The 12,375-nt window shown below is 47.0% G+C and carries 12 protein-coding genes; 2 read left to right on the top strand and 10 right to left on the bottom strand.

Going from position 1 to position 12,375, the window contains the following annotated elements; translation table 11 throughout:
• Positions 1-146: 146 nt before the first annotated feature.
• The 8 genes from L1D11_RS05070 to L1D11_RS05035 form a co-directional block, all read right to left on the bottom strand.
• Positions 147-434: a hypothetical protein gene (locus L1D11_RS05070; protein WP_239833140.1), complete on the bottom strand. Its 288-nt coding sequence runs from the start codon at positions 432-434 to the stop codon at positions 147-149.
• Positions 435-451: 17 nt separating this feature from the next.
• Complete coding sequence (locus L1D11_RS05065) at positions 452-1,690, bottom strand: ISL3-like element ISVa7 family transposase (protein ID WP_239833141.1); 1,239 nt, start codon at positions 1,688-1,690, stop codon at positions 452-454.
• A gap of 191 nt (positions 1,691-1,881) precedes the next feature.
• Positions 1,882-2,601: an ester cyclase gene (locus L1D11_RS05060; protein ID WP_239833142.1), complete on the bottom strand. Its 720-nt coding sequence runs from the start codon at positions 2,599-2,601 to the stop codon at positions 1,882-1,884.
• A gap of 38 nt (positions 2,602-2,639) precedes the next feature.
• A complete protein-coding gene (locus L1D11_RS05055; RefSeq protein WP_239862140.1) occupies positions 2,640-3,500 on the bottom strand; it encodes an EamA family transporter in 861 nt (286 codons plus the stop codon).
• A 26-nt stretch (positions 3,501-3,526) separates the two neighbouring features.
• A complete protein-coding gene (hemB, locus tag L1D11_RS05050) occupies positions 3,527-4,552 on the bottom strand; it encodes a porphobilinogen synthase (protein WP_239833144.1) in 1,026 nt (341 codons plus the stop codon).
• Positions 4,553-4,647: 95 nt separating this feature from the next.
• Positions 4,648-5,850, bottom strand: coding sequence for a 3-oxoadipyl-CoA thiolase (pcaF, locus tag L1D11_RS05045; protein ID WP_239833145.1), 1,203 nt, complete (start codon positions 5,848-5,850; stop codon positions 4,648-4,650).
• The gene (locus tag L1D11_RS05040; RefSeq protein ID WP_239833146.1) at positions 5,843-6,526 is read right to left on the bottom strand and encodes a dienelactone hydrolase family protein; all 684 of its coding nucleotides are present in this window, start codon (positions 6,524-6,526) and stop codon (positions 5,843-5,845) included. The genes pcaF and L1D11_RS05040 overlap by 8 nt, the downstream gene beginning before the upstream one ends.
• Before the next feature lie 27 nt (positions 6,527-6,553).
• Positions 6,554-7,417 carry a 3-keto-5-aminohexanoate cleavage protein gene (locus tag L1D11_RS05035; protein ID WP_239862138.1) on the bottom strand — a complete coding sequence of 288 codons (864 nt, stop codon included), beginning with the start codon at positions 7,415-7,417 and terminating at the stop codon, positions 6,554-6,556.
• A gap of 774 nt (positions 7,418-8,191) precedes the next feature.
• Here L1D11_RS05035 and L1D11_RS05030 point away from each other — a divergent pair.
• Positions 8,192-8,509: a hypothetical protein gene (locus L1D11_RS05030; RefSeq protein ID WP_345779306.1), complete on the top strand. Its 318-nt coding sequence runs from the start codon at positions 8,192-8,194 to the stop codon at positions 8,507-8,509.
• A gap of 162 nt (positions 8,510-8,671) precedes the next feature.
• On the opposite strand, the gene L1D11_RS05025 is transcribed toward L1D11_RS05030, so the two are convergent.
• Together L1D11_RS05025 and L1D11_RS05020 are read right to left on the bottom strand one after the other, a co-directional pair.
• Positions 8,672-9,505 carry a RecX family transcriptional regulator gene (locus tag L1D11_RS05025; protein WP_239833599.1) on the bottom strand — a complete coding sequence of 278 codons (834 nt, stop codon included), beginning with the start codon at positions 9,503-9,505 and terminating at the stop codon, positions 8,672-8,674.
• 165 nt (positions 9,506-9,670) lie between these two features.
• The gene (locus L1D11_RS05020; protein ID WP_239833598.1) at positions 9,671-11,275 is read right to left on the bottom strand and encodes a mechanosensitive ion channel family protein; all 1,605 of its coding nucleotides are present in this window, start codon (positions 11,273-11,275) and stop codon (positions 9,671-9,673) included.
• A 252-nt stretch (positions 11,276-11,527) separates the two neighbouring features.
• Between L1D11_RS05020 and L1D11_RS05015 the strand changes: the two genes are divergently transcribed.
• The gene (locus tag L1D11_RS05015; RefSeq protein ID WP_239833597.1) at positions 11,528-11,776 is read left to right on the top strand and encodes a hypothetical protein; all 249 of its coding nucleotides are present in this window, start codon (positions 11,528-11,530) and stop codon (positions 11,774-11,776) included.
• Positions 11,777-12,375 lie beyond the last annotated feature (599 nt).

The following is a 12,375-nucleotide window of genomic DNA, read 5'->3' as shown; positions in this document are numbered from 1 at the left end:
GATGAAACAGGCTTTTCTTCTGAAAAGCCTGTGCCCCTTTCCGAGTTACGACTCACAAGTTAAATATGTCTACTTATTTGGTGACTATTCAGAAGGAGCACTAAGACTAGTCTTGATTGGTATAACTATGGAGTATTTTGAAGCAGTCATTTTTTGTAATGATGTTCTGCTTCTTGCTCAACTTTAATCGTATCATTCTCTAGCCATCGAGGTGTTTCTCGGCTAAGCAAGGACATTCTTACTTCGTTGCCTTGAGAGTCTTCAGTAGCCATATCTGTACCAAATGGATTGTCATACTCTATAGTTTTTCTAAAAAACTCATTGTTTAGATGGAACCCACAACCATTCTTACCTAGACAAATTAGTTCTACTGTAATCTTCTCATCTGGCCATTTTACATAAGCCAAACGTTTATCTTTTTTTTCATCGCACATTTGTGGCTCTTCTCCGCTTAGATGAGCTTGATTTCCGGATAAATGGTAGAGTGAGTTTCTAGGATTGAGGTTTGTCTAATCTTCAATTTAAAGTAATCAGTATCCCTTACTCCTCGGGCTCTACGTCTAAGAAGACCTATCGATACATTCCCTGCTTCCACTCGGGCATTCGTCAGCTTATATTTTGCATAGTTGCAGATCCCAACTCTTCTCTCCCAAAGCGCGTCTGCAAAATTGATGAGAGATAAGATCCTCGTCTTTTTAGCAAGCTGGCACCACGCATCAAGCGCTGCGATCATCAAGTCAAAATTACGTTCATCCCATAAGGCTTGAAGCTGCTCTTTGAGCATATAAATCGTACAAAGAGTCTTATTGCTTTCCAGTAAATCATCTAGCCTATCTGACTGCTTATCGCTTAATTTCGGCGCATTTTTGAGGAGTAAAAATAGCGTCCCTTTAAGCATTTTCTTCTCGTCATGTGTTCCTTTCCTAAACGCTTTATTACGCTCTTTCCTTATCAGAAGAGAGTAGTTCTGCATAACGTGAAACCGGTCAAAAACGATGTCTGCATTCGGAAGAGCGTTTCTCACTGCTGATTGGTAAGATTGCCCCATATCCATTGATACCGCTTGGATGCCGTCTCTCGTTTGCGGTGATAATTGTTCAAAAAAGTTGATGAGTACGTTTGAAGTCCGACCATGGTCAACCCAAATAAGTTGTCCTGAAACGAGATCATAAACGACGGTCATATAGTCATGGCCTTTAGCCCTAGCGACTTCATCAACGCCAATATGAACAAGGTTGGTCAACTTCTTAGGCTCTAAAGCAGGCAAGGTAGAGAGAAGGAATGCTTTATCGATATTTTTGACGGTTTCCCAGCGTATGTCTAAATGCTTCGACACTGCATGGATGCTCATATAGCGGCACAGTCCACTAATAAAGTGACAGAACCTCTTTGTATAACGACTTCCCTTATCAACAAAATCAGCCTCTTCAATCAACCTTCGGCCGAGCCTATCCCTTGTCTGAGCCAATTCAATTTCTATAACGCAAGGGCGACCACTGACAGGTAAATCCGACAGGCGACGGTGAACATAGTGGTCGACGGTGCGCGGAGCTCCAGACTCAGGATCAACAACTTTACAGCGTCTATCTCGCTTGCACTTGACGAGTACTGAATGAGAGCTTTCTTCAAGTGTAACAGACTGTACGGATTGACCTTTAAAGTTAAATAGAGCGGAAGATAATAACGACAAACTACAACACTGATATATAAGGTGGGAAGCGATTATAAATCAATGTGTTAGCGGTTTTATTGTTAATTTATAGACTCATCTAAGCGGAGAAGAGCCCTAAAAGTTATCCGGAGTCAGCACATCCACGGTTATGTCTCAGAACAGTCTAACTCCTTAACTCTACTGCTAACTTTTTGGTTTTGAGTTGTGTGCTAGATGTTTTGCTTCAGGTAGATCCCCATTCTGACTAAGAGTTCAATTGTGTTGTTCTCACAGATGTACGCCATGAACATTTTTTTATTGCTGACGTTCAGCAGTTCGAAGGCACGCTTGAGGTGTGTCTGCACGGAGCTCTCTTTAATGTTCAACGTTGCCGCCACTTGTTTTACCGACAAACTCAGTGTCGATAGTGAGAGGCACTCGACCTGACGCTGGGTTAAGAAAGGGGAAAGTAGTTGTGGGATGACCGCATACAGCTCTTCTGAAGCGCTTCTCGGCTTGAGAGGCTCCGTGCGAATGGTATAACGGCCCATCAGTTGGTTGAGTATACTTTGGCAATCCACGACCGAAGCGTAATGGCTGACTTTACTATTGACAAACGTCAGTTGTGAGCTGCCCTGGTAGACCAGAGCTTTCCCCGTAGCCGACACACCTAAGAACTCCCCCAAATGCTTTCCTTTCGCCGTCCACTCAATCACAATGTCGTTCTTACGGGTGATCACGCGGTTTTCTTTGTACTCTAATGTAGGAAAAGCGCGCAGCCACACTCTCAGCGTCTCGCAAAAGGAGTTAGAACCTACCGTTAGTTGAAGAGGACTTTCTATCACGGTGTGGGAGGTCATCACTTCCGTCACGGCCTCCGTCATCTTGTCATTCCAGATACGATTCATAAGGTTACGTGCGGTCTGAACACACGGTTGACGATGAGTCATAATGCGAACCTTCTTTTGTTGTACTCGTAGGATGGCGTTTATCTAAGACGCTGTGCTAGCACGGTGAATTTGGCGGCAGGCACGCTGCCAATCAACAAACCTAGTGCTATCAGGGCGCAGCCTACCACTTTTTGTGAAGAAATGCCCTCATGAAACAGAGCGCTTGAACCCAACAGTGCAAAAAGGGGCACGAGCAACGTAAACGGGGCCACATGCGACAAGCGGTAAGACACCACCAACTTGTTCCAGATCCAGTATCCAAACAACGTGGTGGCATATGCCTGGCACACAATGGAAAACACACCGGGTAGGGTTATATTGTCCACCAAAGCCGTAAAGCCCTGGGTCCCAACCTGAAGGTAGGACAGGAGACACAGAGGGATCGGCGCAAAGAGCATCGACCACACACTGAACGAGAACACGTGTTGGGTGTTGGATTGCTTTAACAGCACCCCTGATATCGACCAACACAGCGCCGCCACCAAAATCAACCCCACTCCGGTCAGCGTGACAGAACCGTCGGATACCGTCAGGCTTAAGGCCAAACCACACAATGCGATCAATGACCCGAGCGATCGAAGCGGGCTCACCGACTCTTTGAGTAACAGCCAGCCCAGCCCCAAACCGAACACCACATTCGTTTGAATAAGCAACGCTGCCATGCCGGGGGATAAACCCGCCCCGATCGCCCAGGTGGACAGTCCCCAAACCCCGACCGAAAACGTCAGGCCATAGGCTGCCAGATATCCCCAATGTACGTCTGGTTTCTTAACAAAAAAGACCGCTGGAATGGCCGCCAGGATAAACCTCAAAGCGGTCAGCAGCATCGGATCCAGTGTATCCAACCCAGTTTGACGACGGAAAAATTCAGTCCCCAGATCGCCATTATGAACACGCACAGGGTATAGTCTTTCAAGCCCATGCGTTACCCCTTCGTTAACATTGTGTTTGGCTCCGATTGGTGCCAGATCGCGAACTGTTTCGCAAAGTAGGTGACGATGAGATCCGCGCCCGCTCGTTTAAAGCCGATCAGAGTTTCCAACACTGCTTCCTGTTCGTTTAAGATGCCCATTTGCGCTGCGCATTTGATGGCCGCATACTCCCCGCTGACTTGATAGGCCGCCAGTGGAAGCTGAGTTTTACGGCGCAATTGGGCCAAAATGTCCAGGTAAGGGGTACCGGGTTTGACCATCAAAATGTCCGCGCCTTCTTGTTCATCCAGCAAGGCTTCACTGAGCGCTTGTCTGGCATTGGCGTAGTCGAGCTGATACGAGCGTCTGTCGCCCTTGAGTTCGCACTCAACCGCCTGTCGAAATGGCCCGTAAAACGCCGACGCAAATTTCGCGCTGTGTGCCAGTATCGCGACATGCTCAAATCCCGCTTCATCCAAGCCCTGGCGGATCGCCCTTACCTGGCCATCCATCATGGAAGAGGGGGCGAGCATGTCCGCCCCGGCTTGCGCGGCATTTACACACTGCTTCACCAAGTGAGCCACCGTCTGATCATTGTCAACGTCCTGATCGGTCATGACACCGCAATGACCGTGCGTGGTGTACTCGCAAAAGCAGATATCGGGGATCACCATCATGTGCGGACACGCTGACTTAATCGTGCTGGTCATACGACTCAGCAGACCGTCTCGACACCAGGTGTCACTCCCGATGTCGTCTTTGTGATGACTGATACCAAAGGGCATTACATAGCGGATCCCAAGCGCATCCAGCGCATGGATTTCATCGACGAGTTGAGTTTCAGGGATCCGGGTCAATCCCGGCAGACCGGTGACTGGCACCGGACTGGTGATGGTTTCTTCGACAAATATCGGATAAATCAAATCGCTTAATTGAACCTCATGTTCCCGAACGAGCGCTCTGATCATGGGGGTAGTCCGCAAACGGCGCAGGCGTTTGGTGATCCCCGGTTGGGTGGTGTGGTTGGATTGGAATTCCATGGGTGGTACTCCTGTGAATGGGTTGTCTAAAAGGGTGATGAGTGGCCCTCGATCGAGACTATCGAGTCAAGGCCCCTCTCGCGTGATGGTGCGTGTTACACGCGCTCAATGATCATTGCCATGCCTTGGCCTACTCCGATACACAAACTGCACAGCGCATAGCGTCCCTGATGCTGGATGAGTTGATTCATTGCCGTACCAATCACCCTCGCGCCACTCATGCCCAGCGGGTGGCCCAGCGCAATCGCGCCGCCATTGGGATTGAGGCGCGGATCGTCGCCGTCAATCCCCAGGTGGTTGACCACCGAGAGGACCTGTGAGGCGAAGGCTTCATTGATTTCAATCACGTCCATCTGATCCAGCGACAACTGAGCGAGTTCCAGGACCTTTTTGATCGCCGGCGCCGGGCCAAATCCCATAATGCTAGGCTCAACGCCGGCACACGCCGTGGCCACAATGCGCGCTTTGGGCACCAGTTGGTGATCGGTCAGTGACCGCTCCGACGCGACCAAGAGTGCCGCCGAGCCATCATTAATGCCCGATGCATTTCCCGCTGTTACGGAACCCTGTGGGTGCACCACGGGTTTGAGTTTGGCCAAGGTCTCGATACTGGAGAGTCTGGGGTGCTCATCGGTCTCGATAACCAACGGGCTCTGACGTTTGCGCGCGACTTCGACCGGGACAATTTCGTGACGGAAGAACCCCCGTTCTTGCGCCGCGGCGTATTTGGTCTGACTCCAAAAGGCAAACGCGTCCTGCTCATCTCGGCTAATGCCGAATTTGACTGCCAGGTTTTCCGCGGTCTCTGGCATCGAGCAGGTGCCGTACATCTCATCCAATCTGGCATTCACAAAACGCCAGCCCATGGTGGTGTCATAGAATTCGGCGTCGCGGGCAAACGGCAAGTCGGTTTTTCCAAGCACGTACGGTGCGCGTGACATCGACTCCACCCCGCCGGCAATGATTAGGTGCGCTTCGCCCGTTTTGATGGCTCGCGCGGCGTTAGACACAGCTTCCATCCCAGACGCACACAGTCGGTTGACAGTGGACCCCGGCACTTGGGTGTCCAGTCCGGCCAGCAGCAAACTCATTCGGGCGACGTTGCGGTTGTCTTCACCCGCTTGGTTCGCACACCCCAAAATCACATCGTCGACGCGACGCCAGTCGAGCATTGGGTGACGTTCTGTGAGTGCTTTTAACGTGATGGCGGCCAGATCGTCCGCGCGGATCGACGACAATGCACCGGCGTAGCGGCCAATCGGGGTTCTGACGAAATCACACAGGTACGCATTAGACATGCGCCACCTCCTTGTGAGACGCCGCGAAGCTGGCGGTGATCAATCCTCTGGCCAGATCGATTTCCGATCGGATAATGCGGTGCTCTCGCTCGGCAAAGATCTCAAGGTGGACACTCGCTCCTAACTGCTCAAAATAGTCGGCCGTCTGAGTGACACGTTCCGCGGAGACCCAAGTATCGGTATGACTGCCCGAGAGCAACATCGCCATGCCATCAAACACGGGCTTTTGATCCGATGCTATCGGGCACTGAGGACCAAACAGTCCACCAGTGAATAAAATGACGCCCCCCATCGGCTGTTGAGATTGCCTGATGAACTCGGCCGCCATGCACGCGCCCTGCGAGAAGCCCATGATCCAGATGCGCTCGCGGCTCACGCCTTGTGAGATCAAGTTTTGCAGGACGTGATCGATCACCTCGAGCCCCTGATTTAACTGTGGCTGGTTGTCGTCAAGAGCGCGGGTGAACCCTCGGGGATACCAGGTGGCGCCGGGTGCACTCGGCAGATAATAGGTCGCCTCAGCCAAGTTCAATTTGTTGATCAGTTTCGTCATATCGTCTGTAGTTTGGCGGCGTCCATGCAAAAGGATCACCACAGGGTTGCCGGCGCTCAGTTCAGCGCCTTTAATAACCACTGTGTACGGGCTAATGTTAGATTGGGATTTGAGGGTTAACACGTTATCTAGTCCTTGTTTTGAAGGCGGTTACACAGCTATCTCAGCGATGGTGTCGGGCTTGGCAGGTTGTGGGTTTAGGCCTAAGATTGTTCTGGCCTCATCGATAGTGGCCACATCCCGTCCCAATTCGTGAGACAGTCTGACGATGCGATCCACCAACTGGGCATTGCTGGTAGCGAGCTCACCTTTTCGGTAATAAATGTTGTCTTCGAGCCCCGTGCGGACATGGCCACCCAATAAAATCGAGTAGGTGTTCAGCGGCAACTGCGCCTGCCCAATCCCGATGGCTGACCAGATGCTGTTGTTAGGAAGGCAGTCCACCAGATGCAGCAAGTCTTTGCAGGTCGGCCGGACCCCACCATGAATGCCCATTGCAAACGCAAACACCAACTTCTTGTCCAAGTAACCTTGTTGCTGAAGGGTGATGGCCTCGTGGATTACCCCGGAATGGTAAATTTCTATCTCAGGGGTCACCTGATGCTCCTTCAGCGCCAGTGCGAGTTTTTTTGCCAGTGCGGGGCTGTTGATGAAGGGTTTGTCGCCATGATTCACTGACCCACAGTTAAAGGAAGCGATGTCTGGCCCGTACTGAAGATGATTCCAGGCTTCCTCTTCTGGCATGCCGTGTGGCAAGTTGAGGCCCGATGTACTCAGGTTGAGGATAATGTCGGAATGTTCGCGGACACGCTCGATGATCTCGCGCCAAACGTCTTTGTCGTAGCTTGGCTTACCCGCTTCATCACGGGCGTGGATATGCGCGACACTGGCGCCTGCCTCACTGCACTGAACGACAGCATCTGCAATTTCTTTTGGCGTATGTGGGACGGCGGGGTTCTTACTTCTTGGAGTGATTCCGCCATTAACGGCGGCGGTGATAATTAAATTATCCATATATTTCAATTTCTTACAGTATATAATTGCCTCCATTATAAATATAAAAAATTAAACTCATGTCCCCAAAAAATGGTGACAAAATGGATTTTGTTGCATAAAGGCCACATTAGGCCTTGCTATGCATGGTGTGCTTACAACACAGTCTATATGTCTATACATATTGATTTTATGATTGTGATTTGCCTCATCAACACAGGTTACTCAGTAAAGCAACATGCCATACCTGTAGTTATTGGTTAATTGATAATTTAGCAAAGTTGCTGAAACAGTTTTGTCCAAAGACGTGCTGACGCCGATCTCGGCAAACATGGGGGCTGTCAATTTATGTCAATTTATGACACTTTTAAGCTCTGTGACACTTTCAAGCTCGAAAGTGTATAGGCTTCTTGTTTGACTGTATTCTCCCTATGAACCGACTGGGCGATCCTGTTAGTGTTCAAAGTTCCAAGGCAGAAGCGCATCGATGTCTGGCTCTGGTTTTGCCTTTTCAATTCTCCTTTGAGTAGGGGAGTTAAGCTTATTCTTCACGCTTGGCTATTCGAATGCGGGTTGCATGACGCGCTTACAAATTAAGAAGCATATAGAATAAGAAAGGTATCATATCGATGCCTTTTTTGGTTTTAAATGAATGCGCATTACATATGCACTCAAAAGACTATGTATCTTAGAGCTACTAGATGGATAACTGTATCTAAACTCGATACTGGCATTCTCTGACCAAGCTAACAAAATCGTCCATTACCTTTTCGCCAAATGGTGTAAGCCTCCCGGATTGTTCAATCACTATTCCAAGCGCTATGGCACTGGGCAGTTAGACGTCATCCAACCAAGTCCAAAGACTGGGTTGTTCATAAGTACTTCCTCAATCGTAAAGGCCAGTGGCAATTTCACGGTTGGCAGAAAATCATGAACATGGACTGTCACTTCAATCTGCTGTTCAAAATAGCGAAAGTGCCCATCGAAAGGCACGTGAAAATTAGGAGTGCTGCGACCCCTTTTGACCCTCAATACCAAGAATATTTGGTGAAGAGAAAATCTAAAAGGCTAGCTCGTAACTCTTGGAAAGAGCCTGTCCCGACTGCGTTATAAGTTGCTGGGTATCAATGATGCCTTAGTGGAGGCTTGAGCCGTATGCAGTGAAAGTTGCACGTACGGTTCTTAGAGGGGCGGCACTTGGTAACAAGTGTCGTCTACTCGACAATAGTTACTCAGGACAAACCAACATGCTACATAGGACATTTTCCAGCTTAGTTACTCGTTACCTTCACTCAGAGCAAACTTGATCTCGTCTGAAGAGAAACCCTTTCGACTTAGCATTGCGTAAGCCTTAGAGCGTTCTTTTTGATCGTTTAGATCATAAGATTTTTTCTGTAACTGCTCTAAACAAGAAGAATAGAAATCGAGTTGATCTTCGTTAATCAATCGTTCGATGAGCGATGACAGTTCACAGATATCGATTTGTCTTTGTCTTAGCTCTTGCTTAATAACGGTTAACCCCTTTCCTTTTTTGGCATACTTGAGCACTTCTTTTTCCAAATCCGCTTTCTCAGCCTTAATTTGAATATTACTTCTCAGTTCATGCGCTTGTGAATGCTGATCAATAGCGACCTTCACCTGCTGGTAGCTAAAACCACGCTTTTGCAGGGTCGCCACTAACTTTTCACGGCTTATGGTAAAGCTTGAGTAGTAATGGTTGACTCGGTCGATTAAGATAGTCTGCTCATCAATAGATTTCTCAACCGACACCTTATGAATAGCGTCAGAAATAACGGAATTATTCAGGCCTTTCTTCTTCAATTTTTCGACAATATATCGAGAACCAAATTCGCCAGAAAAAGCTTGTTCCACGAATTGTTCGGCAAACACTTGATCAGACTTAAGATACCCAAAGCCTTTAAGGGTACCCAACGTTTCATCGATCCATTCTTGATTGTCGGTTTTCACTTTGAGTTTTGCAATCAACTCACTTTCAGTCATATCTCTCTGGGTTAAATGCCACATCGCAGAATCCATGACGCTTTCGATTCGAGTCGCTTTTTTTACTATTGTATTTCTAGTGTTGTTTTTTTGCTGTGAACCATCCATTCGCTTTCAACTGTCCAGATTAAGCCTACCCCATCATAACTTAATTCTGAGGTGTGTAGCGTTTAGTAAAAGAATGACGTTTTATATAAACGACAGCCAATAAAAATGGACGGTTATTCAGCGTCCATTTGTTATCACATTAACAATGATGGCTCGAAGTCACGCTTAGCTCTCTTCGTGATTGTAAATATGTACATCACGTTGAGGGAATGGAATCGTGATTCCTTCTTCATCAAAGCGTTTCTTCACGGCTTCTGTCACATCCCAATAGACATCCCAGTAGTCATCACTTTTCACCCATGGTCGAACTACAAAATCAACGGAAGAGCTATTTAGTGTATGCAATTTGACAATATGTTCAGGCTTCTTAAGTACTTTAGGATGGGCGATAATAATGTCATTCAACACGTCTTTCGCCTTGTCAATGTCATCTGAGTAACCGATACCAAAGACCATATCTACACGTCTTACCCGTTCCGCTGTCACGTTATTAATTACGTCACCCCAAATCTTATTATTAGGGATGACCATTCGTTGGTTATCAATCGTTTGAACCGTGGTGGAGACAAGACTCATGTCTTTCACTCTACCTTGAACAGAGGCTACTTTAACCATATCACCAACATCGTATGGACGGTAGATCAGGATCATAAGGCCAGATGCAAAATTAGATAGCGTGTCTTGCAATGCGAAGCCGATGATGACACCAGCCACACCAAAACCAGCAAGGAGTGGTGCTAGCTCTATCCCTATTTGAGATAAAGCAAATAACAAGCCGATAAAGACAACGGCTTTTGAAGCCATTGAAACAAAGAAGTCTTGCATTAATACGCTAAAGTCCATTTTTGAATGTGAAACACTCTTACGAACCATTTTTCGGGCTACGTTAGACAATAGACGCGTCACATACAAAACACCTAAAAACAGCGCGAGCTTAACGACAAAAGAGGGGGTACTTTCCAACGCCCATGAACTGAACGAACGAAGCCAACCATCCAACAGCTCCAGTGCAACATCAACATCCAACACATCGGCGTTAATATCACCTGTAGTTGCTAATAGCACACGTTTGTATGAGGTCACATCCACACCAAACGGCTCCATTAGCGTGATAGTTTCTTCTAAACTCGCTACCATAACGCTAGTACGCTCGCTAAAGCGCTCAAGCTCCTTTTTAATGGTCGCTTTCTCTTCTTCACTCACGAAAGCCAAACGCGTTTCTAAATCTTGTCGCTGAGTGTCAGTGTAGAGAATGGCATTGGTTAAGTATTTAGAACGAGACACCAAGTCCGCTTCTAGTGCTTTTTTAGGCGCAGATACATCAACACCACGCTTTTTCGACCAGTTTAAGGTTTTGGCAAGCTGCTGGTAATAAACGTCCATCATCCCAATTCGTTTTTGGATACGTAATTCAAGACGTTTTTTATCATCTCCTTCCGCCGAACGATTCGCTTTACTCATCAAAATAATTTTATCTTCGTTCAATGACAGTAAATGTTGTAAAAGCTCTACCTGTTGAGCAAGAACCGCATCTAGGCCTTCTTTCTTATCAGACGACAACTGGGAAAGAATATCTTCACGTACCGATTGGTTTTTTCGTCTTAATATATCTTCCAAAAAAGGCTTTTCTGCATCGTGCGCCGATTCAAGTGTAGTGAGGTCCAGCATTAGCTGGTCTTGTATTGTTGCTATCTTGTCGACACTTTGTGCAAAACTCCCTGTTGCAACAAACGCCAACATTAAAAATAGACAACGCCAAACCTTTATCATGTTAATTCCTATGAATGTCTAAATTGACCCTTTACATAGTAATGAAAAGGATATAGATAACAAGCATTTAAACGTATGCTGTGTTAAAAATTCGCAAAATGTCAGTCCGTATCTAATATTTGAGAGTTCCAATCCCCTCTTTTGACCTGTAGAGTACGCAACCAACAAAGTACAACCGCCAATATCGTCACTTAATTTCATGCACTAGAACGCCTTAAGTCCGATATTAGCTAATAGCAAGAGAGCATAAAAATGAACAACGAACTTGATATTATTGATTCCTTAGAAGAACTAGAAAAGTTCCTAATCTCAGTTGAAGCTGGCGGTTTGGGTCTTGAAGGCGTTGAAGGAGTAGGCATGGCAACCAATAATTCAGATGGTCGTCACTTCGTTGCGGTATTCAACAGCAGCCACAAAGTTCTACTTGCTCGTTGGATCACTGACGAAGTATTTGAAAACGGCAAAGACCTAGTGCGTAACGGCCCACGCCGTAGTCACTAAACGGCTAAGCAGGAAGTTAGAATACTAAGCTTCTGCAGCCACAGATAAGAGTTGAACAAGCCCAATCCGATCCCAGGTGAATGATTGGGCTTTTTTTGTACCCAAAATCATCGCAAACGTTTGTTAGCGGTACCGTAAAAAGAAATATTAAAAAAGATCATATTCTTATGAACTTAACTCCAACCGCGGTGCCTTAACGTCTAGGTTTGGTGATAATACACCTTTGGGCTTTGACAGTTTTATAACTTGTAGCACGAAGCAAAGTTATCTAAGCTAACCGCCGTGAAATGAGCTGTTTGATGACTCCGTGAGTAAAAATAGCCCGTCAATTTAAATACCAAGACCCGACACTAACTGACTCTATTACTGATTGATTTGCTAAGCACACCTAGATTCTTTTTATCTCAACAAAACCGCCAAAAAAAGCAATCGCTTTGGGCGCTTTTCCTTACCGGACTGGTTATCATAACTTGTCTGGCGAGTACGCTGTCTGCAAATAAAGTTACGTTTTCCAACTATTCGATTAGTCAATCAACACGTCTTGGTACTGAAAGCAGTGGTCCGCAAGCCTCTATAGCTTCGTCTGAAAAAATGTCTGA

This window comes from Vibrio sp. Isolate32, assembly GCF_022397955.1.
Lineage (GTDB): Bacteria > Pseudomonadota > Gammaproteobacteria > Enterobacterales > Vibrionaceae > Vibrio.
Note: the sequence above shows the minus strand (reverse complement) of the source record. Positions and strands in the feature narration are given on the sequence as shown.